Origin of the sequence: Polyangium sp. 6x1 (assembly GCF_029946515.1) — a bacterium.
In the GTDB taxonomy this organism is placed as follows: domain Bacteria; phylum Myxococcota_A; class Polyangia; order Polyangiales; family Polyangiaceae; genus Polyangium.
The window spans coordinates 1-24,165 of sequence record NZ_JARZHH010000070.1 but is presented as its reverse complement, the minus strand read 5'-3'; the positions used below and the strand labels follow the sequence as shown (position 1 = coordinate 24,165).

The following is a 24,165-nucleotide window of genomic DNA, read 5'->3' as shown; positions in this document are numbered from 1 at the left end:
GACCCAGGAGTCGGCCATGCAGACCTCGCACGAACGTCCCGCCATCAAGCCTCGTGATCCCGGGCTCGACTTCGACGAGACGGTCCCGCGCCACTGGTTCGGGGGCAACGCGCTCGCCACGCATATCGCGAACGGCGTCAATCTGCTGTTCCCGGCGGGCGAGCGTTTCTTCGTGCGCAGCGTCCACCATTACCTCGACAAACTCGAAGACCCGGCGCTCCGCGCCCAGGTGAAGGGCTTCTTCGCCCAGGAGGGCCGCCACGCCCGGACGCACGAGCGTTTCTTCGAGCGGCTCGAGGAGCAGGGCTACGACATCAAGCCGTTTTTGCGCGTCTACGAGAAGATCGCGTACGGCGTCCTCGAACCCGCGTTCCCGCCGGCCTTCCGCCTCGCCGTCACCGCCGCGGCCGAGCATTTCACCGCCATCATGGCCGAGAATGCGCTCCGCGAGCGGTTCCTCGATCGGGCGCACCCGGCGCTACGCGACCTGCTCTTCTGGCACGCCGCCGAGGAGATCGAGCACCGCGCCGTCGCCTTCGACGTGCTCGGGACCGTCGCGCCGAGCTACGCCCTGCGCGTCGCCGGCATGGCCCTCGCCGCCTCCACGCTGGCGGCGTTCTGGATCGCCGGGACGCTCGTGCTCCTCGAGCAGGATCGCCGCCGCGGGGACGTCGATCTCCGGGCCGAGCTTCGCAAGCTCCGCGAGCATCCGATCGGCCAGCGCGTCTTTTTGCGGGGCATCAAGTCCTATCTCAAGCGCGATTTTCATCCGCTCGAAGCGGAGATCGACGACCTCGCGCGGCAATGGCTCGAAGCGAAGGGCATGGCATGACGTTGCCCGTCGAATCCGCCCCGCGGATCGAGCGCCGCGTCCTCGCGATCGACAGCGCCTACGACGAGGACACGGTCGAGATCCAGCGGATGCGGGATTCGCTGTATGCGGGCTTCGGCGGCCGCGTCGTGCGCTTCGGCCGCACGCTCACCGAGCGTGGCACCGTCCTCGCCGCCCTGCGCGCCGCGGAGGAAGAGGCGCGATCGTATGCGGCGATCCTCGTGACCTCGCACGGCGAGCCGAGCCGCGTCCTCGACACGAATTCGCCGAAAGGCCTGCTCCTCGCCGACGATTTCCCCGAGGACGAGCTGCGTCTCTGGGCGGAGAACCGCGCGTTGCATTTCATGTGCTGCGATACGGGGACGGGCCCGCTCCTCTCGCGGCTCGCGGGGCTCGGGGCGCGCCTCGTCGTCGGGTTCGAGGGCAAGCCGCGCTGGCATTCGCCGGAAGGACGGCAGCGCTGGCGCGAGTTCGACGCCGAGACGGTGCGCGCGGTCGTCGACACGCCCGATCCGAGGGTGGTGGACGGGATTCGCGCGCGTTTTCTTGGGCTCGTCGAGGAATGGCTCGTGACGGCGCCGCCGGGGTATGCGCAGGACCTGCGGGACATGCGGCAAACGCTCGGGGCGATGGTGATTCTTTGATGCGAATCGATGCATCGAAACGTGCGGCGCGGCTCTTCGTCCTCGGTGCGGCGCTCGCGGCGCTGCCGCTCTCCGGCTGCGGGGGCACGCGCATGATCGGCAGCGGCCCGCATGCGTACGGGGACGCCGCGCCCGAGGGCATCCGGTATCACCTGCCGAAGACGCTGGTCGAGGTCAGCGTCCGGACCACGCTCACGTCGCGGCGGAGTGTGTCGTACGAGAAAAACGACGCGGGGCTCCACGAGTTCAAGGTGAAGAGCCTGCCGTTCGACGTCGAGGAGAGCGCGGCGACGGTCACGGTCCTGCACGTGCCGGACACGCGCGAGTTTTATGCGCTCCACCTCGAACCGGGCCGCACATCCGACGATACGCTCGCCGTCGAGACGTATGGCAATGGCTTGCTGAAGTCGATCAACATGGAGAGCGTGGGGCGCGAGGGGCAGGTCGTCGCCGATACGCTGGAAGCGGCGGCCACCATTGCTGGCTTCCTCGTCGGGCTCGCGGACCGCGGGACCGAGGCCGCGCGGACATTCGTCTGTGGCAAGCTCCGCGCCGATCCCGCGGCGGCGAAATTCCCCTGCGAGGACCTCGAAGGTTTGCCCATGCAGACCTTGTATTTCCTCGCGGCGAACGCGGAGGGGCGCAAGCTCTTCCTGCGGGGACACGAGCTCGACGCGATCACGAGCGAGCGCAGGAAGACGAGGAAGGAGCTCGACGATCGGATCGGCGCCGCGGATGCGAAGGAGCTCGCCGCGCTCGAATCGAAGCGCGCCTTGCTCGACGCCTCGCTCCGCGTGGCCCTCGACGAACGCAAGGAGGGCGCGTCCGCATTCGAAGCCCGGCTCCAGGCGTTCGCGGCGGAGCAACGGTTCGCGCCGGAGTCGATCACACGGGACGTCGTGCGCGTCTTCGACGTCGCTGAGATCCCCGAGGAGGCCACGCTGCCCGAGGGCACGAAATCGGCCGACGTGCCGGCGAAGCTCGCGAATCACCCGGCCATGCTGGAGCTCTGGAACGCGACGCGCATCGCAATCGCCTTGACCCCCGATCGAGGCGCGCCGTCGAAGACCTCGAAGGGCGCGGCGCTGGCCGAGGCCGAGGAAGAGGCGGAAGGGCGCGTGTTTTACCGTCCGTCGCGCGCGGCCACGTTGCGGCTGCTTTCCCAAGGGAAAATCGCGGATCCGGACGAAGGGCGGATCGGGGAGTCGTACGAGGGAATCCGCATCGTGGACGCGAGGATCGTCGACGTGATGGATCCACGCGAGCCGCCGGCGACGGTCTCCTTCGATCCGGCCGCGTTCGCGAAGCGCAGGCTCGCGCTCGGGTTCGACACGAAAGGCCGCCTCATCCGGCTGGAGCAGAGCAGCGCCTCGACCTTCCCCAGCGCGACGGGCGCGGTCGCGGAGGGGCTCGCCAGCGCGAGCAGCGCACTCGGGGTCGCCAGCATGGTGGACATCGCCGCGCAAGAGCCCGACCTCGCCACGGTGGATTCGCTCGCGCAGATCGAGCGGCTGCGCAGGCAGAGGCAGACGCTCGACGCGCAGATTCAGGCGCTCGAAACGCAGAAAGGTTTTGAAAGGAGAAAAGCCGCCCCGCCGGTTGAACGGCCCTCGTCGCCGCGATAAGGGACGTTGGATGAAGCGCTTCGTGATCACCTTGGCCGCCGTGACCTTTTTCGGCTGCGGCGGCGCCGCCGAGCCCGAGCCCGCGACGCCCGCACCAGCGCTGCCCTCCACGCCGCCCGTCGACGATGACGCGCCGGTGGAGCAATCCGAGTGGACGGGCGGCACGATCACCGGCGTCGTCCGGATGGCGGAGAATGCAAAGCCGATCGAGGCACCCGATTTCGAGCTCATCCTGACGCTCTCCGGCGGCAACATCCGCAAGACCGAGCGCGTGGAGCTCGGGAAGATCAAGAAGAAGCTCTCGGGGCCGGCGCCTTATGCGTTTGAAATCCAGGCCGATCAGTCGAAGTTCGATAAATTCGACAATTACACGATCAGCGGCTTCATCGCCGCGCCGGATGGCAACTTCTGGTATTCGGTCCAGAGCCTGCCGCGGGTCTACGTCAAAGGGCAGAAGCCCGGCCTCGTCGAGGTCGTGGTGATCCCCGTGGATCCGAGGGCCGGGAAGTAAGCGCTTCGGGGCCGCGCCCTGCGCCGCAAACGCCAGCGTCTTGCCACAGGGGACGCGTCATCGTAGCCTGGAAAATGGTATCTTGTGTGACCACTTTCCAGGAGGACACGATGCGCCGATCTTCATCGCGTTTTGCGTATGTGCTACCGCTGGCCCTCGCCGCGCAGGGCTTGCTCGTCGCTGCGTGCACGGTCGAGCCGCCGCAGGAGATCGAGGCCCCCGCTGCGGAGACGCTCGACCCGACGCTCCCGATCCCGGAGTGTTGTCTCCATCCGGAGACTGGCGTCTGCGGCGAGTGTATCGGAGGCAGCTACTGTGACGCGTGCCTGTGCTGGTCCCCCATGGAGCCCATCTCGCGGGAAAAATGCCACTACAATCCACCCGAGTGCCCGCTGCCGCGAGGCACCAAGCACGAATGCCCTCAAATCTCGGCATGGGCGAAGGATCCCGTGACGGGTCTGTGCTGCTACTACAACCTCTCCTGCAGTGCGCCCCTCGACTGGGACCAGTTCTACTCGTACGCGGCGTGCATGCAGTAAACCGTGCCCCCGCCGTGCAGGCGGGTCAGCCCGAGCCGGTCCTCAAGTCCTTTTCTTCTTTTTCTTTTTCTTCGGCGGAGGCGGCGGTTTCACCTTGCCCGAGACCGCAGGGAGCCACGGGGCGCTCCGGTCCACGGGCAGCGGCGTATCCGCGGGCAATGCTTGCTCGCCGGCGCGTTTGACCGTGAACGACGAGCTCACGACGTTGTACATGTGGGCGCCGCCGAAATTCGAGAGGTCGCCTCCGCCGGCGATGCCGATGGGAATGCAGAAGAGCCGCTTGCGCTCCTCGTCGAGGTCGCTGTACGGGATGAACCGGCCCTGATCGTCGCGCACGCCGCGCGTGTAGCCGCCGCCGCCGCCCTGTGACATCCCGTCCTGGATCGCCTGCGCGAGCTGCTCGATGACCTCGTTCGCGCAGAGGGGCTTGATCTCGCCCTTCACCTGGCTGCCCGCCGGATACTGGACCTTCGACTCGATCTTGACGACGATCGTGACGCCCTGTTTGTCCGGGCCCATTTGCAAGGATCGCGCGGAGAGGCCGCTCTTCACGGCCTCCACGACGCCGGTCCAGTGATTCGCATTCGCGTCCGTGGTGCTGACGAGGCGGACGCCTTCGACCTTGCCTTGTGCGTCGAGCTTGACCTCGAACGTGGCGCGCGCGTCCTTCACCGCCGAGGCGCGGACGGCGGAGGCGACGGTGGAGGCGACGACGCCGGCCGCGGGGACGTCGATGCCGGTGGATTTGTCCTTGTTGTGGAGGGTGCCCGTGAGGACGCGGCTCGCGGCATTGGAATCGACGGGGCGCGGCGCCTCGATGGTGGTGGGCGCGGGTCGGGCCGCGGGCGCGTCGGGCACGACGCCCGGGACGGCCCAGACCGGCGAGCCCAGACCGGGAAGCACGCCGACGACAGGGGCCGGCGCGGGCGCGCCGCCGTATTCGTCGACGGGAGGGCTCGGCGCGGCGGGGGCGGGCGCGGGCGCGGATTCGGGAGCGGGCGCGGAGGCGGATTCGGGAGCGGGCGCGGGAGCGGGGGCCGGAGCGGGTTCGGGCGCGGATTCGGGTTCGGGCGCGGATTCGGGAGCGGGCGCGGGCGCAGGTGCGGGTGCAGGTGCACGCACGGCCGCGCGGGCCGATTCGGGCGTGGGCGCAGGCTCGGGCGCGGGAGCCGGCGCGCGTGTCACCGTGCCGGGCGCACCTTCCTCCTCGATATCGACCGTCGTATCCGCCGGAGGTTCGACGCGGAGCGAGAGCGCCTCGGCCCCCGGCGCCGGGCCGCGCGGGGCGACGGCGAGGAAAAGCACGTGCGCGAACAGCGCGACCGCGATCGCCCCAAGCTCGCGCCCCCGTTCCTTCGCCACGCGTCGAGGCTAGCACATCCTCCGGCGCGGGGGCACCTCGCCCGTGACGCGCGGAATGGTCGCCTCCTTGTCCACCGAATCCTGCACGACGGCCGCGATGCGCCCAACGAGAGAGGAATCGCGAGGATCGGTCTACGCATGCGGCCAGAGACACCGGCCGGGCGCGTTTCGTAAAATCGAACGTCAGTGCTTGCCGAGGAAAGCGAGCGCCTTCTCGACCTGCTCGTCCGTCATCGCGTGGCCGGCGCGGGGACGCCCGAGCTCGAGGTGCGGCCAGCGCATTCGCGTGAGCATCTTCGCGAGCGCCTGCTGCTTGTCGTGCGTGGGATCCCCCGCGCCCCACGCGACCACGATCGGCGCGCGTTTCTTGTTCCCCTTGGCCTCCGTCTCGTGGTACGGCGCGCCCGAGCCGCCCGCGAAGAGCGCATATCCCGCGACGTCGAGCCGGCCGCGCATCGCCAGCGAGGTCGCGTAATACGCGCCGTTCGAGAATCCGAAGACGTAGACGCGCTCGAAAGGTTTGCCCGCGGCTTGCTCCAGCGCATTGCGCGCGGCCGTCCATTCGGCGACGAGCGCGTCCTCGTGGATCCGGCGCGCGTCCATGCCCGTCGGCCAGGCCCACCAGCTCTCCATCGTCTTCGGCCCGATCCCGCGGCGGCCGCGCGGCATGATCACGGTATGGCCGTACGTCGCGCCCACCCGCGCCGCGTTGCGCTGCGACTTCCATTGATCGAGCGTATCGGGCTGAATGACGCCGTGGAGGTGGATGATGAGCGTCCGCGGCCCGGAAGCGGGCTTCTCGGGGACGAACACGCAGACCTCGTTCGCGAGCGCCTTGAGCTCGGGCGCGCACCAGCGGCGCGTATCGACCTCCGCCGCGGGGGCCTCGGCGGACGCCTCGGCAGACGCCGGACGCGGGCCCGCCGCGAGGAGGGCAAAGACGAACGCGAAGGCCGCCGGGCGCATGGCCGGACCCTACCACGGGTCGCGCTCGGCCGGCACGTTCGTGTAAGGTGCTCGCGGCGCTCGTGGGGCGGCTCTCGCGGGCGGATCACTGGCTGGCGCGCCAGCAGTCCTCGTCCAGCATCCACGCTTCGAGGATCCCGGGTCGGTCGCCGAAACCCTCATAGTACTCGGCATTCAGGCACTCCACGAGGGCTCGACGCTCGGACGCCGAGAGGTCGGTCACGCCGAGCGGCATCTTCTGATGATTCACGACATACCAGCTCACGAGCGTCCCGCCCTGGGGCTGGAGCTGCTTTCCGCTCGGATAATTGAGCTCCCCGCGCTGCGTTCCATCGTGGCAACGGGCGCATTGCATGGCCTCTCCGAGCCGCGCGAGCCGCTCCGGTTCCACGAGCCCGGCGGAGCAAGCGGCGAGGAACTCCGGCGTTCGCAGCGGCGAGGTCCGGGGGCCGATCGACGGCCCGTAGGCCGAGCGCGTGAATCCGTCGAGGTCGATGGCGCCATGGCTCGCCATTCGCGCGTTCACGAGGCGGAGCTTCTCGCCGAAGCGAGCCTCGTCGAATGCGAGGGGATCGGGGGTGATCGGCAGGGTGGCCTGCTTGTGGCAGGTGTAGCAGTTCTCGACGAGGCCGGTCTCCTCGAATCGCGTGCCGATCTCGATCCTTTGGCCGTCACGCTTCCGCCAGAAATCCTTCAATCTCGCGCGTGGCGTTCGCAGCGTCTCGCCCGTGCCCGCCTCCGTTTTCTGGACGGCCACGACCGAGACGCCGCTCGGCAGCTCGCCTTCGGGATCTTGCTGGAGCCCGAACTGGATGTACTGGTCGAAGTCGTCGCGCGGGACGTAGACGAAGAATCGACCGAGCGCGCGCGTGCCGTCGGGGGTGGGGAGGTGCGTCGACTCGTAAAGGAAGGCGATCCATTGGCGCCGTGGATCCGTGATCGTCGCGTTGATCCCGTCGATGTATTGCAACGCGCTCGTGAGCGATGCGGCGTCGTTTTCGTCGAGCCACCGGAGAAGCGCCTGGTCCTTCAGCTCCTCCGGTAGCTCCAGCATCTCGGGATACGGCATTTCGGAGAAGTATTCCTCGTCCGGCATCGAAGCGCCGAGCTTGTGGCCGCTCATCAGCTTGCTGCGCGTCACCGCCTCGACGAAGCTCGAGAAGTGGCTCATGCATTTCTGCGCCGCGGGGATCGCGTCGAGCTCGGGTTTGCAGCGCCGCAGCGTCGCGCCGGTCTCGAGGAGCATTTCGTTCTCGAGATCGCTGGCGAAGAGGGCGCGCGTCGTGCGCTCGTGCCAATCACGAAAGCCGGAAACGTCGGTGGGGCAGGGCGGGAGCACCGCGAGGCTCGCCGCCAGGTTGAGGATTCCCCACGGTCGCGCGCGCATCGTTTGCCCTCCGAGTGCCTCGATGGCGCAAGGAGGCAAGAGGCATGCGATGCCGCGTGGAGCCGAACGCTCGGGCGCGCCGAAAAGTGAATTTTGCGGAGGGAGCGGGGGGAGGGGAGGGAATCGTTACGACGAGGCGCGGCGGGGCGTGAGGCGCGCGGTGCCTTCGAGGCCCTGTGCGCGGGCGGCCTCGACGACGGCCTCACAGACGGCCTCGTGCACGTGCGGCAGGAGCGGCGAGGGGACGACCTCGCCCTTCTCGGCACAGGACGCGATCGCGCGCGCCGCGGCGATGCGCATCTCCGGCGTGATCGCGCGGCTCTCCACGGCGAGCGCGCCGCGGAAGAGGCCCGGGAACGCGAGCGCATTGTTGATGCTGCGCCCGTCGCTGCAGAAGGCCGCGCCCGCCGCGAGCGCGTCGATCGGCTCGATCTCCGGGTCCGGGTTCGACAGCGGGAAGATGACCTGCCCGGGCCGGATCCATTTCGGATTGATGAGGCCGGGCTTGCCCGTCGCCGCGATCACGATATCGGCCTCGCGCATGAGCGTGGGCAGATCGACCGGGTGCGCGCCCATGCCCTTCAGCCAGTTCATGGCCTCCTCGGACCGGTCCGTCACGAGCACGTCGCGCGCCCCGTGCGCCATCATGAGACGCGCGATCGCGCTGCCCGCCGCGCCGAGGCCGATCTGCCCGACGCGCGCCTTCTCCAGGGACACGCCCGTCATCTTGCACGCATTGAGCACCGCGGCGAGCGCGACCGTGGCCGTGCCGTGCTGGTCGTCGTGCATGACGGGTTTGTCGAGGCGCTCGATGAGCTCTTCCTCGATCTTGTAACAATCCGGGATGCGGATGTCTTCGAGGTGAATGCCGCCGAACGTGAGCGAGAGGCGCAGGACCGTGTCCACGAACTCCCGCGGATCGAGCGTGTCGACGAGGATCGGCGAGGCGCTGATCCCGACGAACTTGTCATAAAGGACGGCTTTTCCTTCCATGACCGGCAGCGAGGCGAGCGGCCCGACATGGCCGAGGCCGAGCACGCGCGTGCCGTTCGTGAAGATACCGACCGAGTTGCCGATCCCCGTGAGGTGCCGCGCGCGCTCGGGCTCGCGTTCGATCGCCCGCGCAACGCGGGCCACGCCGGGCGTGTAGATGTAACGCAAATCGCGCTGATGCCGGAGCTCGATCCGGCTCGACATGTGGAGCTTGCCGCCCTTGTGCAGGTCGAAGACGCGGTCGATCGTGTCGAGCAGCTCGACGCCGTCGACGGCCCGCACGGCCTCGATGACGCGGTCGCGCTGAACTTCGTCCAGCGTTTCGACCGTCACCTCGCGCAGCGTATCGCCCTCCATGCTGCGCAAGGTGGTGATGTCACCGAGCAAACCACCCTGCTCGGCCACGGCCGTCGCGAGGGCGGCAAGCTGGCCCACACGGTGTTTGCATTTGACGCGAAGTACGGTGTCGAGGCTGGTCTTCCTCATGGGGGCGCGGACCATACCACGAGAAGGACGGGGTGGGGGACGAGGGACGAGGAAGAGCAGGCGGGTGGGGCGCCGCGGCCCGGGGGCGGGCGGGCGGAGCGGCGTGGGCAGGGCCTCAGTGGCAGCAGGTATTGCTGGCCCAGGCCACACCGCCGCCGGAGCGGTAGATTACGACGTTCCCGTCATTCTGCACGGCGAGGTTGGCATAACGATTCGACGTCCCGGCCGTGCCCGAGGCCCACACGGGATGGCCGTCGGACTTGTAGATGACGAGGTTTCCATCCTCCTGCATGATCACCCGGTCCCCGCCGTCGCCGTTCGTGCCCGAGGCCCAGAGCGGATTGCCGCCCTGGTAGAGCACGAGGTTGCCGTCACCCTGGTACTTGAGCTGGAACCGGCCGTCGCATGACCAGACCGATTGCTCCGCCCCGAGCCCCTGGCCGGAGCTGAGCGAGCCGCAGCCCGAGGGCGACGCATACGCGGCGTAACGGGACCAGATGCCCGCGCGATCGTCGTCCGCGAGCTGGGTGTCGTTGCCGGTGTAATACGCGTACATGGTCGCGCTGGAGACGGCCGAATGGCCGAGGCCGAGCGCGTGTCCGACCTCGTGCAGGGCGACGGTCTCGAGGTACGCCGACGACCAGCCCTCGGCGTCGTCGAAATGCACGTCGCCCCCGAGGCCGCCGCCCGGCGAATAGGCGTGGGCGAGGACGCCGGACGAGCCGTCGAAGGCGTCGGAGCAGCCATGGCTGCCCGTGTAGAACCCGAACGAGATGTTCTCGCCCGAGCTCACCTCGGAGAAGCTGAAGGACGACGAGGACCTCCACGAGAACAGCGCGCTCTCGATCGCGGAGCGGACCGAGGCCTGGGCGAAGTCCGAGGTGTAATTCGCGAATCGATAGGTCAGGGCCGTCGAGGACCAGGTGCTGCCGAAATGCGTGTAGGGGTTCTCGATCTCCAGCGTCGGCACGACGCTCGGCGGATCGTAATAATCGGGGTGGCTGCAGCGCGGCATCTTCATGATTCGCTGCGTCTCGGCGTCGACGACGCCGGTCACGGGCAGGCCCTGCTGGGCCTGGTAGAGCCGCACGCCCTCTTCGAGCGCCTCGTCGAAGAGCTCGGGGTCGGCCGGCTCGCGCGAGACGGCGGGCGTCCAGTCGGCGTAATGCGCGGCGAGCTCCTCGTTCTGGAAATACCCATAGCGGCGCAGATACTCGTACACCTCGCGCACCTCCGTGCCCCGCGCGCCGAGGCCGAGGCCCGCCGCGCTCTCGGAATCGAGGGCGGACGCGTCGCCGAGCGTCGAAACGTCGTCGGCCGCGCATCCCACGAGGGTCGATGCGGCGACGATGGCGATGTTGGCGGCGAGAAGCGCGAAGCGGGAGTCGAGAAGGTTCGTCGAGGCCATGGGATTCACTCTCCGTATGCGAGGGACGCGGACCCTCATCGCAACGGGTGTGCCACCTCGGTGGGGCGCGACGAATTTGAGTGTAAGTTGTCGGAAGGAATCGTGTTTCCGGCTTTGGAGCTTGGGGCTCGGGGGGGGGCGGGTACGTCGAGGGGTGGTGGTTCCAGCCTCCAGGCTTGGAGGTGGGAACCGCCAACGCGCGCCGTCGGCGTCGTGAAAAAGATGGTGGCTGGGCGTCACCCAGGTCCGCACGCGTCGTGAAGCAGCCAGGTGAGCCCGATTTGGCCGAGGGACGGGCGTGGGGGCGGTGGGGCGAGGCGTCACCCAGGAGAGGTCACGGCGTGCGCGGGGGTGGATCGGGGCGCGGAAACTCGTGGCACGGCGCGCGGGCGAAGGGATACGGGTGATCCGGGCGTGCGCGGGGCGCGCGCGGGGGTGGGTGAGGGCGGATGTTGAGGGTTCAGGGGCCGGAGCTAGGCAGGGTGAGCGCGTCGCCGAGCTCTCCGCCAGGTGGCTAACGCTTCACACCAGAGGCGGACGTGTTGTACCGTCGTTATGTTGGACCTCGTCGGTCGGGGTTCCGACCACGGCCGTGGGGTGCGTCAACACCGCTGGGGCCACTTCATGCTTCAGGTGGGCTTGCTGGTCATGGCTCGTCGCATCGTGAACCTTTCGATCGCACCGGAGGCCGTCGACCATCTCGACGTGCTCGCCACCCGTCTCTGCGTTTCGCGCTCTGTCGTCGTCGAGGCGCTGGCACAAGCAGAGCAGGCTGGGGACATTCGAGGCCTCGAGGCACATGTCGCTGCCGTGCAGGCGAGCATCAAAGCCGGTGAAGTGGAACGCGGGCTCAAACTCGCGCCGATTGGAAGAGCCGCCCCACGCCGTAGTCCGAATAAAGGCGGCCGCCCAGCCGGCTCAGGTGGCACGTACACGTGCTCCATGTGCGGCGAACCAGGCCACAGTCGGAGGACGTGCCCGACTGCGCCAGGCGAGCACTGACGCGAACGGGAGAATGCGGAATCGGTCGATCCGGAGCCGCGTGAGCCGCACCCTGCGGGTCTTCTGACCTTCGCCCACCCTGGATGCATAGGGCAAAAGCCGGAGCGCCGCCGCCCGGACCGGGCCGGGGAGCCTCCCAGCCCCAGCCCGTCGAACTCGTGCTCCCGCCCACTCCCCACCTGGCGGGCCATCCGGCCCATGCTTATCGCTCTCCCCCTCACCCCATCTGGAGGTATCTCATGCGCAAAATCCCCCTGTCGCACGGCTTGATCACGTTCCTCGACGAGCTCGAATACAGCGAGGCCGCCCTCTCCGCCGACCCCGAGGCCTCCCACCTCGTCGCCCCCTTCCATGACGCGATCCTCGATTGGGAGCCGCTCTTCAAAAAAGAGCGCGAAGGCCGGCGGGGCGTGACGCGCGCCGAGGCCGTGGTCGCCGTGCGGAACGAGCGGCTCGACGCGCTGACCACGCGCTTCGCCGCGGCCACGCGCGCCTTCGCTTCCCCGCTGCTCGGGAAGCTCTTCGGGGGAGCGACGCCGGGGCAGTTCGTCCGCAAGGGGCTGCGCGTGCAATGCGAGAAGACCCGCGATGTGATCCTGCCCGAGATCGGGAAGCTCGAACCAGGCCACGGGCTCAAGGTGTTCGCGCCCGAGCTCGATGCGTCCGTGAACACCGCGCTCAGCGCCCTCGACGCGCGCGCGAAAGCCAAGGGGAACCGGCAGGTCGTCGCCAACGAGACCGATGAGTGGAAGGAGGGCATCAACGCCCTGCGCACCACGACCTACGCCGAGCTACTCAAGATCGCCGTGGCGAACAAATACCCGAAGTCCTGGGTCGAATCGTTCTTCCGCGCAGCCGCCGCGGAAGGCGCCGAGGATACGGCCGAGCCCGAGGTCGCCGCGGAAAGCGGCTGAAGTCCCCCACCCCGACACCGGGAGGCTTTTGCCGGAGCAAAAGCCTCCCGGCCTTTCCTACTGGCACACGCCGTAGTCCTCGTAGTTGGGGATGAAGTACGGCGAGCACGACTTCCCACCGGAGCAAGGGTGCGCGTTGTCGCAATACGCGACGCAGCGCTTGTTGCCGTCGTTCATCGAGTAATCGACGCCGCACCGGGCATTCACGCCGCAATCGGCGTCCCACAGGCAGATGTCACCGACGGCCACGGGGCCGGCGTGGCCACACGCGAAGCCCCCGTTGCCGGAGATGTCCACGATTCCGTCGTTCGTGAGGGAGTTGCGGTCGCGACAGGTCGAGCCCGCCTCGCAGTCATTGGTGAAGGGCGTACACGTCGGGATGCAGACGCCGGCCAGGGGCGAGCCGGTCCAGTAAGCAAGGCACAACTCGTTCGCGTCGCAATCGGTCCGCTTGGCGCAGTACGCCCGGCAGGCGAAGTTGTTCGGCGCCTTGGCGTCGTCGGTGCAGAGCAGGCCCGGCGCGCAGTTGTCTTCGCCGAAGGCGGTCCGGCTGCACGCATTGCCCTCGGCGACGGCGCCGCCCACGGCCTCGCATACCGAGAAGTAGGTCTTCTTTTCCCCCGCGGGGTCGACCAGCGTGCATTCGCTGCCGGCGCCGCAGCTCTGTCCCACGAGGTCGCAGCAGGCGCTCGTGGCGCCGGCCGGCAGGGCCTGCTCGGGGAGCGCCATGGCGCAGGTGCTACCGTTCGTGGGGATGGTGCAATCCAGCGCCAGGCTGCCGTTCTCGAGCTTGGCGGTGCATTCGTAGGGAAAGTTCTTGATGAGGTGGGAGAGCTCTCCCGAGAAGGTCGCGATGTCCCCGTCCACGGTGCCGGTCATCACGCCCATGTTGGTGGAGACGGTGAGTGTGCAGTCGGTTTGTGCGACGCATGCGCTCTTGAGCAGCCCCCCCATGGCGCACGGGGCCTGCTCCGTCACGACGTAGGTGCCATTGAAATCGGCGCAAGCCGGGCCACCGCCACCCGCGCCACCGGAACCACCGGAGCCGCCCGCGCCACCGGAACCACCGGAGCCGCCGACGCCACCGGAGCCACCAGAGCCACCAGAGCCACCGGAACCGCCGGCGCCGCCATTGTTGGTCTCCGTGCAGCCGAAGGCCACGAGCGACGTGAGGAGAAGACTGGCGAGAAGAACGCGATTGCGAATTTGCATGGGAATCGATGCGCTCCGAATTTTGCCCTGCAGTCCGGGCCTCTCGCCGGACACGGGGCGTGGTGCGCCGTGCCCCTGGCAAACTCCGCACCACCGCGAAATCACAGCAGCTTTTCGTCGGGGCCCGTCGCGGAATCGCGGCGATCGAGCGGTTCGGCGGGGCGAATGGGGCGTTGCCGGAATCTCCAATGGTTGCGCCAACCTGGGCCGGAGGGAGGCCGGGCGGACAGGCGCGTCGTGGGCTGGGCCGAGCCCACCCCGGACGCCCGCCCGAGCAGCGATGGCGCCTCGTGTTCTTCGATTAGAACCGACCTAACACGACGATTCCGCGCTGCTCCGCTCCGAGGAGGGGCGCGATGGAGACCTTCGCCGGCGTCGGGCTGCTCGGGTGCACCTCGGGATTGACCCACGCGAGCACCAATCCGAGAAAAACCCCCGCCGCGCCGACGCCGAGCGCCGTGGTCGCGACCCGGCCGTCGACCGTCGATTTGTCGCGGAGCGCATATCCCTCCGCGTCGCATTTGTCCGGATCCGACGTGAGGCAATGCGGTTTCGTCGCCGCGTTCGCCTCGTCCGAGCGCGCCGCATACACCGCGCCGGCCACGATCGCGCCCACGCCCGTGGCCATGACGATCGACGCCGCCATGCGCGGGCCCGTCCAGAAGGGCGCCGGCGGGGGCGCGGGAGGCGCTGGCTGCGGCGCGGGGGGGTCTTCGGCCCAGGCGATCGAGGGGAGGACGAGGGCAGCCAGGAAAACGGGGAGGAATCGCATGTCAGAGATCGAAGAGCTCGTCGTCCTGGCCCGCGTCCTGCTCGGCGAGGAGCGCCTCCGCGTGCTTGGCGACCGATTCGAAGAACTTTTGCTCGGGGGATTTCGGGGGCAATCGGGACGCGGCCTCCCGCGCCTGGGAGCGAAGGAGCGTCTCGCTGCGATCCGTCCGTCCGCCCGATCGAGGCCGCGCCTGGCCCGTCACCACCGAAAAGAGCGCGCTGCGGACACGCTCGAAGGAGCCCTCGCCCGCCCCATGCGCCCGCCGGAGGAGCGTCGCGACGAGCTCGAGGTGCGCGAAGAGGAAGCTCGGCGGCGCCTCTTCGAGGAGCGCCGAGATCGCTTCGAGCTCGCTCTCGCCGCCGTCCTGCACCCACTCGGAGAGGACCTCGATCGTCGGCAAAGCAAAGGCATGCGAAGCGTCGTGGAAGAGGCGCGCGGCGTGGAAGCGGACCCAGCCCATGCGAGCACGCGCGAGGTGCCGGACGCGGCGCAGGAGCGAGAGCCACTCCGGTGAGCGCGCGAGGCCCGCGAGGATCGAGGAGAGGCCCTCCGGCGGGAGCGGCTCGTACTCCTCGGCCCCGGCGACGATGCCCGACGCGGCGCGCGCGATGCGCTCGATGAAGAGGCCCGTGATCTCCTCGGGCATGCGCTTGCCCGCATGGTGCAAGAACCGCATCGTGGAGTGGCCGTCGAGGCTTCGGGCCGCGCCGAGGCGCGTGAGAAAGAGGATGATCTCCTCCTCGGAGAGCGCGGCTTCGAAGAAGAGGCCACCCGCGTCGAGGGCGCCGAAGAGGGCCTCGGCGACCTCGGGGCCCTCGGAGAGATCCACGCCGACCGCGAGCTCGACCGCGTCGCGCGGAGAAGACTTGGCCAGCGTGCGGAGCGCCCCGAGCGCCGCCCGGCGCACGAAGCCGTCGCGATGACCGAGGAGGTGCCGAAGCGCCTCGCGATCCCCAGGCAGGGGTTTTTCGACCCAGCGATGGAAGACCTGCGCGAGCGAGGCGCAGAGCGTGGCGTTGCCGCCCGCGACGATGGTGCCGACGAGGGACTCGGCGCGCTCGGGCGCGGCCTCGCGGAGCGCATGGAGCAAGGAGGCGACGTGCGGGCCGAGCGGGCTCTCGGGCGCGCCCATGACGGCGTCGCAGATCGCCGCCGCCGCCGCCGGGTGCATGCGGGAGAGGACGTGCAGGAGGAGCCGCGGCGAGCCGGACTTGCCCGCGAGCGCGAGGGCCTCGAGCGCCGCGCCGAGCCACTCGGCCGTCTGCTCAGGCGGGCGGCCCTCGGCGAGCATCTCGTCGACGACCGCGCGACACGCGTCGGCCGAGCGTCGCTCGACGCCGCCCCGATCGACCTCGCCCGAGCCCGGGATCTCGCTGGCCGGGAGGTCGAACATGCCGCGCTGCGCGGGCGAGCGTTGCGTGAGCGCCTCGTAGAGCCTTCGCTCGGCCGAGGTCGGGACCGCGTCGAGGGCCACCTCGGCCGCGGCGCGGACCTCGGAGGAGCTCGCGCGCCTCGCGGCGCGTCGGAGCGCGTCGGCGACGGCGAAATGAACGAGCGGGTCGGTGGAGGTCTTCGCGGCGGTGCCGAGCATCGCGAGGATGTCGAGCCGCTCCTCGTCGCGCCACCCAGGCTCCATCCGATCGTCGAGCGGACCGCCAGAGCCGTCGGAGAGGACGCGCTCGAGGCCGCTGACGCCCGAGAGGGCCGCGCGTCGCTTCGGCGATTGCGCGCAGCCGGCGAGCGCGGCGAGGGCCTGTCTGCGCAAGGCGCGGCGGCGCTCGTCGGAGGGGCCGGCGAAGGCGGCGCCCTCGGAGAGGAAGGTGTCGATCACGTCGAGCGGCGAGTGCTTGTGCTCGTGCGCGTCGTCCGCGACGAGCCAGCGATCGACGGCGTCGAGCAGGGCCTCGTGGATGCCCACAGGGCGCCCGGACGCGCGAGACGCGAGCTCGCGGAGGACGCGCATGGGGTGGTCGGGGTGCGGGCTCTGGAGGCGGAGATCGTCGCGGCCGAGCTGCCAGAGCAGGTCCGCGGCGCGGGGCAGGTGCGCGAGGTGCAAGCCCACGCGGCGCAGGATCGCGGGCAGCTCGTAGAGGGCGGACGCGGCGGAGAAGAGGGCGCCCGGCCCCCGCGCGGCCTCGGTGAGCGCAGGAGAACGGAGGATCGCCGCGGCGAGGTCGAGCATCGCGGCGGGGTGATCCGAGGAGAGCTCGCGCAGGCCGGCGAGCAGGCGGCATCGATCCGCCGCCGAGGCCGCCTCGACGGTGCCGCGGACGTGGCGGAAGAGGGCGGCGACGATCTCGCTGGCCGCGCCCTCCGGCGTGGAGGGGCCGTCGATCTCGCCGGCGTTGCGCAGGAGCGGGACGACGGCGTGGGCGCCGAAGCGCTCTTCCAGCGCGCGCACGCGATCGTCGAGCGAGCCCGTGAGCCCACCCGTGGAAAGGGGGCCCATGAGCGCGCGGTGGAGCGCGTGGTCGGAGAGGGCGCCCGGGACGACGCGCGCGCCGTGCGGGCCGCGATCGACGACGCCCGCGGCCTCGAGCGCGCGGAGCGCCGACACGAGATCACGACGGCGACAGCCGAGCAGATCACCCGCGCCCTGGAGGAAGCGCTCGTCCGAGGTGCGCACCGGCGCGAGGAGCGCGACGAGCGCGAGGACGCCGGCGAGGAGCTTCGGGTCCCCCGCGGCCGCCGAGCGGAGCAGCAAGAGCTCGTGGCCACGATCGAGCGCGCAAGACGCGAGCTCGCCTTTGCCGAGCGCGACCGGGTGGATCGCACCTTCGCGCATGAGGCGGCCGGCAAGCGCGATCACGAACGGATGCCCCTCGGCGAGCTCGGCGAGGCGCGCGGCGTGCGTGTCCGCCTCGTCGCCGAGCACGTGCCGCGCGGCCGCCTCCGCCTCGCTCGGCGAGAGCGCGCCGAGCTCGGGCAGCACGCGCACCGCGTCCGACGAGAGGCCGACCTGCGCGAAGAGCGCCGAGAGGCGTGGCAGGCCCGCGGGGCGCGTCGTCATCACGAAGCGCACGTCCCGCCGTTCGAGCGCCATCGCCAGGAGCGTCGCGGGCGCCGCCTTGCGGGCCGCGTCGTCGATCACGATCAGACACGGACCAGGCGGCAGGCGCGTGGTCGGGGGCGAGCTCGCGACGGCGACGTCGGTCGCGAACCGGAGCATCGTGCCGATGCGCTGCGCGGCGAGGGCGTCGGCGAGCGCGGAGAGCAGGCTCGTCTTGCCCGTGCCCGTGCGCCCGGGGAGCACGGCGACGCGCGCCGGGCCGCGGGCGCTCGCGAAGTCGACGAGCGCCGCGAGCATCTCGGCGCGCCCGCCGAAGGGCAGCGCCTCCAGGAAGGGGCGGCCTGCGGCGAGCGCGCCGCCTTCGAACTCGCTCGGGCCGATGAGCGCCACGCCGTGCTCGACGTGGGCATCCGGAGGAGGGGGAAAGCCGAGGGTCGTCTCCATGGAAGTCGAGCGCGCCGCGGGGCGAGCGCGCGAAGCCTACCACGGGCTGCGCCTTGCTCGGCCAGGGACGAAAAGCCGGCCGTGGCGCCCGGGCCCTGCAAAAGGTAGAAAGTAAGCTGCCATGAGCAAGCGCCCGTCTTCCCCCACGGATCGCCCCTTCCGCGACGCGTTCCGGAGCTTCTCCGGTCGGGTGCGGCGGCGCCTCGCGCTCGAACGGATGCTCTCGGGCGCGGCGATCGGGCTCGTGCTCGGTGCGGGCGCGGCCGCGGCGGCGTGGCAGACGCGGCACGGCGCGCTGCGGCCGTGGATGGCCGCGGGCGGCGCGCTCGGCGCGGTGGCGGGCGCGATCGTGGCGCGGCGCAAGCGCTGGCGCGACGAGGAGGTCGCGCTGTACCTGGACGGGCGGCTCGGCGGCAAGGAGTCGATCTCGACGGCGATCGAGCTCGACCGTGAAGACGAGCGGGACGATCCGGCGCGCGCGGTCGTGCTCTCGCAGGCGACGACGGTGCTCGAAAAGGCGAACCCCAAGGACGCGCGCCCGCGGTTCGTTCGGGCCTACCACCTCGCGATCCCGCTCGGGCTCGCGGCGATCGGCTACGTGTCTCTGCTGCCGCTGCCCGCGCTCCCGCCGCCTCCTCTGCCGCCGCCCGGCGCCGAGCAGGTCAAGCTCGCGGACATCAAGGGGCTCGACAAGATCATCGACCTCGCGAACACGAACGCGCGCGACGACGCCCAGAGGAAGCGGCTCGACAAGCTCGCCGAGGACGCGAAGAAGCTGCGCGAAAAGCTCCGGGACGGCATGGAGAAGCGCGAGGCGCAGGCCGAGATCGGCAAGCTCAAGGACGCGATCACGGCCGAGCGCCTCTCGCTCGGCGACGGCGAGCAGCGTCAGGGCCTGGAGAGCGCGCTCGGCAAGCTCGCGGAGAACCCCGACCTCAAGGACGCGGCCAAGGCGCTCGGGGACCGGGATCTCGTCTCGTTCGACGACGCGATGGAGAACCTCGCGAACAAGCTCGAAAAAGAGGACCGCGAGCGCGCGAAGAAGACGCTCGAAGAGGCCGCCGAGGCCGCGCGCAAGCAGAACGCGCCGGACGTGGCCAAGGCGCTCGAGGAGCAGAAGAAGCGCCTCGAAGAGATGGCCAAGAAGAACGAGAAGCTGAAGGAGCTCGGCAAGGCGCTCGGCGAAGGTCTGTCCGAGGACGCCAAGGAAGCCCTGAAGGATCTCGACAGCGGCAAGGGCGGCAGCAAGGAGCAGCAGAAGCTCGCGGAGAAGCTCGAAGAGGCGCTCGGCAAGCTCACGCCCGAGGAGCGCAAGCGGCTCGCCGAGAACATGAAGAAGCGCGCCGCCGAGATGAACGGCGAGGAAGCGCCGGGCGAGGGGCCGAGCAAGGAGCAGATGCAAGAGCTCGCCGAGGAGCTCGAATCCGAGGAGGGCCAGAAGCGGCTCGCCGAGGAGCTCAAGAAGATGGCCGAGCCCGAGCCCGAGGGTGAGGGCAGCGAGGAAGGCGAGCGGCAGAAGCGGCTGGAGGAGGCGCAGAAGGGCGCCGGCGAGGCCGAGGGGCAGCTCGGCGGCGCGCCGATGCCGGTGCCCGTGCCCGGGCAGGGGAACAAGCCAGGGAACAAGGCCGGTGAGAAGCCCGGCGGGAACAACGGGACCCCCGGCTCCGGCGGCAAGGACGAGGGGCAGCCGTACGCCGGCCACAGCGAGGGCGGCGGGCCGGGCGACCACAAAGGCCAGACCGGCGTGGTCGACGGGCCGGGCGTCAAGTCCCGCGCGAGCGGCCCGATCAACAAGGGCAAGCCGATGCCGGGGCTCGTCATGGGACGGACTTCGGGGCGCGCGGGTGACACGGCGAACATCCAGGGAACGGGCGCGCTCGGGCAGGCGGCGGCGGGGGAGCTCGGGGCGATCGAGCGGAGCGACGTGCCCGAGGAGTACCGCGAGCAGGTCGGGCGCTATTTCCAGCCCAAATAGCGCCCGGGCGCGAGTACGCTGCGCCTTTGCATGACGACGACGGGCGACTTTCAAAAGAGGCTCGATCGGGCCCGCGAGGCGAGCGCGCGCCTCAAGGACGCGATCGGGCAGGTGATCGTGGGCCAGGGCGAGGTCGTGGAGCAGGCGCTCTGGGGCCTCGTGGCCGGCGGGCACGTGCTGCTCGAAGGCGCGCCCGGGCTCGGCAAGACGCTGCTCGTGCGGACGATCGCGAGCTGCCTCGACCTGAAGTTCTCGCGCATCCAGTTCACGCCCGACCTCATGCCGAGCGACGTGACGGGCACGAACATCCTCGTGACCTCGGCCGACGGGTCGAGGCACTTCGCGCTGCACAAGGGCCCGATCTTCGGGCAGGTCGTGCTCGCGGACGAGATCAACCGCGCGACGCCGAAGACGCAGAGCTCGCTGCTCGAAGCGATGCAGGAGCACGGGTGCACGATCGGCGGCGTCCGGCACGCGATGGAAGAGCCGTTTTTCGTGCTCGCCACGGAGAACCCGATCGAGATGGAAGGGACGTACCCGCTGCCCGAAGCGCAGCTCGATCGGTTTCTGCTCAAAGTGATCGTGCCGAGCCCGACCGAGGACGAGATGACCGAGATCCTCGCGCGCACCACGGGGCAACCGAAGGACGCGCCGCCGCGCGTGCTCGATCGCGACGAGGTGCTCGCGATCCGCTCGGCGTGCCGCGACGTCGCCGTGGCCGAGCCGATCATGCGCTTCGCCTCGCGCCTCGTCCGCGCGAGTGATCCGGCGACGCAAGGCGCGCCCGATCTCGTGCGGCGCGCGATCCGCTACGGCGCGGGCGTGCGCGGCGCGCAGTCGCTCGTGCTCGCGGCCAAGGCCGTGAGCGTGCTCGAAGGCCGCGCGCACGTCTCGTTCGGCGACGTGCAGCGCGTCGCCAAGCCCGTCCTGCGCCACCGCCTGATCCGATCGTTCGAGGGCGAGGCCGACGGGATCACGACCGATCAAGTGGTCGACGCGCTCGTCGAGAGCGTGCCCGCCCGCCCGGAGAACGTGGAGCAGGCGATCCGTCGATGAGGCTCCGCGCGCTCTCCCTGGTCCCGATCCTCGCGCTCGCGCCGCTCGCGACGCACGCCGAGCCGGCGCCGACGATCGCCGCCACGTCCATCGCGGAGGTGCCGCCGCCGGGGCGCGTGAACGTGAAGTTCGAGGTCGCGCCGCTGCTCGGCTCGACGTCGCCGACGCCCGCGGGCTGGAGCGGGTTCCTCGTGCGGGTGCAGAACAACGAGGCGAAGCCGCTGCGGGGCGAGGTCGAGGTCCTGAGCCGGCTGCACTCGGATCAGATGCGCTTCCGCGCGACGGCGCCCTTCGTCGTCGGCGCGGGCACGTCCGTGGTCGTGCGGCTGCCGACGCACGGGAGCGTGTACGGCGAGACGGTGGTCGTCGCGCGGGACGACGCGGGCACGGTGCTCGGCACGCAGACGACGGCCGTGACGAACATGCAGGAGGTCTTCCTGCTCGACGTCAGCGAGACCTCGCTGCTGAAAGGCGCGCTGCACGACGCCTCGATCACGCCGCTCTTCTCGCCGTGGGGCGGCTACGGCGCGTACGGCACGGGGCCGCAGCTCAAGGTGGGCGCGCCGCGCTTCGATCCGGCGACGGGGGATCCGATCCTGCCCGATCGCGCCGCGCTCTACGCGCCCGCGTCGGCCGTGCTCCTGCGCTCGGATGCGCTCGTGAAGATTGGCGCGGCCGAGCTCGAAGCGCTGAGCGGCTACGTCCTCGCCGGCGGCACGCTCGCCGTCGCGCTCGCGCGCCCCGAGGATCTACGGAGCCCCATCCTCGCCGCGTTCGCGGGCGGCGAGATCACGCAGACGTCGCCGCACTCCGAGACGCTCCGGGAGCTCGTGTTGCCTTCGGCGCCCTCGAACGCCACGAAGTCGATCCCCTTCGCCGAGTCGGCGACCGAGGACGTCGGCAAGACACTCGCGGGTTTCTCCGGGGGCAACCTGCACGGCAGCCGCTATGGCGCCTCCGCGACGTACGGGCTCGGCGAGTTTCACCTGCTCGCCTTCGATCCCACGCGCAAGCCCGCGGTGGATGATCCCTGGGCCAACGCGCGCGTGCTCGATCTCGCGCGCAGAGCCTTCGACCGGAAGAGCTCCATCGTCTACCGGCAGGGCGGCTCGCCCGGCACCGTGGACCTCGATCGCGTGCGGCAGGAGCTCGATCCGAACGAGAGCTCGCGCTGGGCGATCGCGATCGCCGCGCTCCTGCTCATCGTCTACGCGGTCCTCGCCGCGCCCGTGAACTTCACGATGCACGCGAACAAGGGCAAACCCCTGCGCGCGCTCATCTGGCTGCCGATCCTCTCGGCGATCGCGTTCCTCGCCGTCGTGATGATCGGCCTCGTCGCGAAGGGCCTCTCGGGCAGGTCGCGTCACCTCACGCTCGTCGAGGCGGGCGCGGGCATGACGAAGGGCACGGCGCGTCGATGGCGTGGCTTCTTCACGCCGCGATCGAAGGACCTCACCGTTCGCACGAGCGACGGTTCGAGCGTCGTCACCACCGCGGTCGTGGCCGCGCCCGCGACGATCGACGATCACATGCTCGTCGATCGCGACGGCGCGCGCCTCGTCGATCTCGCGATCCTGCCGTGGCAAACCGTGGTCGTTCGCGAGGACGGGTTCGCCGACGTCGGCGAGGGGATCTCGATCGTGCACGAGGGCGAGAAGGACACGGCCGTGATGAACCGGAGCGGGCACGATCTGCGGGCCGCCGTGCTCGTCTTGCCGGGCCTGGAGCCGCGGTATTTCTCGATGATCAAGGACGGTGAGCGGGTGCTCGCGAGCGCGGGCAAGGACGTGAAGACGTCGCCCCAGGGGATGACCTGGGTCCGGCAGATCGGCGGCACGCGGCGCGCCGGGACGCTCGATCTTCATCCGCTCAGCGCGAACTACTTGCGCCCGCTCCTCGAGCCCGACGCGCCCGACCTCTCCGAGGCGTGGCTCGCCGTCGAGCAGAGCGCGGGCGGGCTCGTGGACTGGTTCCCCGAGGACGTGCCGGTGCTCCTCGGTCAGCTCGACGGCGGCGAGGGCAAGACCTCGGACGCAGGCCTCAAGCTCGAACGGGATCGGCTGCTCGTGCGGATCGTCGGATACGGAGGTCGGCCGTGAGCGAGCCCGTCGCAACGCCGGCGACGCCGGAGACCTGGGAGCGATCCCCCGCGACGGCGATCGATCCGCCGTCCCTCGTCGTCCCCGCACCGCCGACCATCCGCGTGCGCCACCTCTGGCACCGCTTCGCGAACCGCGACGTCCTGCGCGACGTGACCTTCGACGTCGGCGCGGGCGAGATCTTCGGCTTCATCGGGCCGAACGGCGCTGGAAAGACCACGACGATCCGCGTGATGGCCACGCTGCTCGAGCCGATGGCCGGCCGCGTGGAGATCGACGGCATCGACGTCACGCTCGACCCCGAGGCCGTGCGCAAGGTGATCGGCTACATGCCCGATCACGCGGGCGTCTACGATCGCATCACGGTGCGCGAGTACCTCGAGTTCTTCGCGGACTCGTTCCGCGTGCCCTCGATCAGCGTGGTCGACGCGGTCCTCGAGCTGACGGATCTCGGCAAGCTGCAAGATCGGCTCGTCGCCGAGATGTCGAAGGGCATGAAGCAACGGCTTCAGCTCGCGCGCATCCTCCTGCACGACCCGAAGGTGCTCATCCTCGACGAGCCGGCGAGTGATCTCGATCCGCGCGCCCGCATCGAGATCCGCGATCTTTTGCTGGAGCTGCGTGGCCTCGGCAAGACGATCTTCCTCTCGTCGCACATCCTCACGGAGCTCAGCGACGTCTGCACCTCGATCGGCATCCTCGAACGCGGGCGCCTCGTCGTCGCAGGGCCGATCCACGAGATCTCGGCGCGCCTCGAAGCGATCCGCGCGGCCGAGGCCCACGGCCACGCGCCGCCGGCCCGGTACGTGCCGCCGGGCGTGCGCGCGCTCGTGCCCGCGCAAGGCGCGCAAGCCGCGGCTCCCGACGCTGCCGCCGCTGCGCCCGTGCCCATGCCGCCCGCCGGTGTCCCGCTCGTCGCGCCCCCGGG

The 24,165-nt window shown here is 70.2% G+C and carries 18 protein-coding genes; 10 read left to right on the top strand and 8 right to left on the bottom strand.

Annotation, left to right across the window (positions count from 1 at the left end; translation table 11 throughout):
* The first annotated feature begins 16 nt into the window (after positions 1–16).
* The 5 genes from QHF85_RS40635 to QHF85_RS40615 all read left to right on the top strand — a co-directional run bounded on the left by QHF85_RS40635 (position 17) and on the right by QHF85_RS40615 (position 4,151).
* Positions 17–832, top strand: coding sequence for a metal-dependent hydrolase (locus QHF85_RS40635; protein ID WP_281332814.1), 816 nt, complete (start codon positions 17–19; stop codon positions 830–832).
* Positions 829–1,476 (top strand): hypothetical protein, encoded by a 648-nt coding sequence (locus tag QHF85_RS40630; RefSeq protein WP_281332813.1) that lies wholly within the window; start codon positions 829–831, stop codon positions 1,474–1,476. Before QHF85_RS40635 ends, QHF85_RS40630 begins: the two co-directional genes overlap by 4 nt.
* Positions 1,476–3,101: a hypothetical protein gene (locus tag QHF85_RS40625; protein WP_281332812.1), complete on the top strand. Its 1,626-nt coding sequence runs from the start codon at positions 1,476–1,478 to the stop codon at positions 3,099–3,101. Before QHF85_RS40630 ends, QHF85_RS40625 begins: the two co-directional genes overlap by 1 nt.
* Before the next feature lie 10 nt (positions 3,102–3,111).
* Positions 3,112–3,612: a hypothetical protein gene (locus QHF85_RS40620; RefSeq protein WP_281332811.1), complete on the top strand. Its 501-nt coding sequence runs from the start codon at positions 3,112–3,114 to the stop codon at positions 3,610–3,612.
* 110 nt (positions 3,613–3,722) lie between these two features.
* Entirely contained in the window at positions 3,723–4,151 is a 429-nt protein-coding gene (locus QHF85_RS40615) for a hypothetical protein (RefSeq protein ID WP_281332810.1), read from the top strand.
* A gap of 42 nt (positions 4,152–4,193) precedes the next feature.
* Here the strand turns inward: QHF85_RS40615 and QHF85_RS40610 are convergent, their stop codons facing one another.
* The 5 genes from QHF85_RS40610 to QHF85_RS40590 all read right to left on the bottom strand — a co-directional run bounded on the left by QHF85_RS40610 (position 4,194) and on the right by QHF85_RS40590 (position 10,753).
* Positions 4,194–5,513 (bottom strand): hypothetical protein, encoded by a 1,320-nt coding sequence (locus QHF85_RS40610; RefSeq protein WP_281332809.1) that lies wholly within the window; start codon positions 5,511–5,513, stop codon positions 4,194–4,196.
* 183 nt (positions 5,514–5,696) lie between these two features.
* Positions 5,697–6,479 (bottom strand): dienelactone hydrolase family protein, encoded by a 783-nt coding sequence (locus QHF85_RS40605; RefSeq protein WP_281332808.1) that lies wholly within the window; start codon positions 6,477–6,479, stop codon positions 5,697–5,699.
* 85 nt (positions 6,480–6,564) lie between these two features.
* On the bottom strand, positions 6,565–7,866 hold the full coding sequence (locus QHF85_RS40600) for a hypothetical protein (RefSeq protein ID WP_281332807.1): 1,302 nt from the start codon (positions 7,864–7,866) through the stop codon (positions 6,565–6,567).
* 126 nt (positions 7,867–7,992) lie between these two features.
* Complete coding sequence (locus tag QHF85_RS40595) at positions 7,993–9,345, bottom strand: malic enzyme-like NAD(P)-binding protein (RefSeq protein ID WP_281332806.1); 1,353 nt, start codon at positions 9,343–9,345, stop codon at positions 7,993–7,995.
* 115 nt (positions 9,346–9,460) lie between these two features.
* Positions 9,461–10,753 carry a matrixin family metalloprotease gene (locus QHF85_RS40590; protein ID WP_281332805.1) on the bottom strand — a complete coding sequence of 431 codons (1,293 nt, stop codon included), beginning with the start codon at positions 10,751–10,753 and terminating at the stop codon, positions 9,461–9,463.
* Between the two features lie 1,241 nt (positions 10,754–11,994).
* Between QHF85_RS40590 and QHF85_RS40585 the strand changes: the two genes are divergently transcribed.
* The gene (locus tag QHF85_RS40585; protein ID WP_281332804.1) at positions 11,995–12,669 is read left to right on the top strand and encodes a hypothetical protein; all 675 of its coding nucleotides are present in this window, start codon (positions 11,995–11,997) and stop codon (positions 12,667–12,669) included.
* A gap of 57 nt (positions 12,670–12,726) precedes the next feature.
* On the opposite strand, the gene QHF85_RS40580 is transcribed toward QHF85_RS40585, so the two are convergent.
* From QHF85_RS40580 to QHF85_RS40570, 3 genes are all read right to left on the bottom strand, one after another.
* Positions 12,727–13,881, bottom strand: a complete 1,155-nt coding sequence (locus tag QHF85_RS40580; RefSeq protein WP_281332803.1) for a hypothetical protein — start codon at positions 13,879–13,881, stop codon at positions 12,727–12,729.
* A 301-nt stretch (positions 13,882–14,182) separates the two neighbouring features.
* The gene (locus QHF85_RS40575; protein WP_281332802.1) at positions 14,183–14,653 is read right to left on the bottom strand and encodes a hypothetical protein; all 471 of its coding nucleotides are present in this window, start codon (positions 14,651–14,653) and stop codon (positions 14,183–14,185) included.
* Between the two features lies 1 nt (position 14,654).
* Complete coding sequence (locus QHF85_RS40570) at positions 14,655–18,107, bottom strand: hypothetical protein (protein ID WP_281332801.1); 3,453 nt, start codon at positions 18,105–18,107, stop codon at positions 14,655–14,657.
* Positions 18,108–18,228: 121 nt separating this feature from the next.
* Here QHF85_RS40570 and QHF85_RS40565 point away from each other — a divergent pair, with 121 nt between their 5' ends.
* The 4 genes from QHF85_RS40565 to QHF85_RS40550 all read left to right on the top strand — a co-directional run.
* The gene (locus QHF85_RS40565; protein ID WP_281332800.1) at positions 18,229–20,082 is read left to right on the top strand and encodes a hypothetical protein; all 1,854 of its coding nucleotides are present in this window, start codon (positions 18,229–18,231) and stop codon (positions 20,080–20,082) included.
* A 30-nt stretch (positions 20,083–20,112) separates the two neighbouring features.
* The gene (locus QHF85_RS40560; protein ID WP_281332799.1) at positions 20,113–21,138 is read left to right on the top strand and encodes an AAA family ATPase; all 1,026 of its coding nucleotides are present in this window, start codon (positions 20,113–20,115) and stop codon (positions 21,136–21,138) included.
* Positions 21,135–23,237: a hypothetical protein gene (locus QHF85_RS40555; RefSeq protein ID WP_281332798.1), complete on the top strand. Its 2,103-nt coding sequence runs from the start codon at positions 21,135–21,137 to the stop codon at positions 23,235–23,237. The genes QHF85_RS40560 and QHF85_RS40555 overlap by 4 nt, the downstream gene beginning before the upstream one ends.
* The coding region (locus QHF85_RS40550) for an ABC transporter ATP-binding protein (RefSeq protein WP_281332797.1) at positions 23,234–24,165 on the top strand (932 nt) is incomplete at its 3' end. The genes QHF85_RS40555 and QHF85_RS40550, both read left to right, overlap by 4 nt.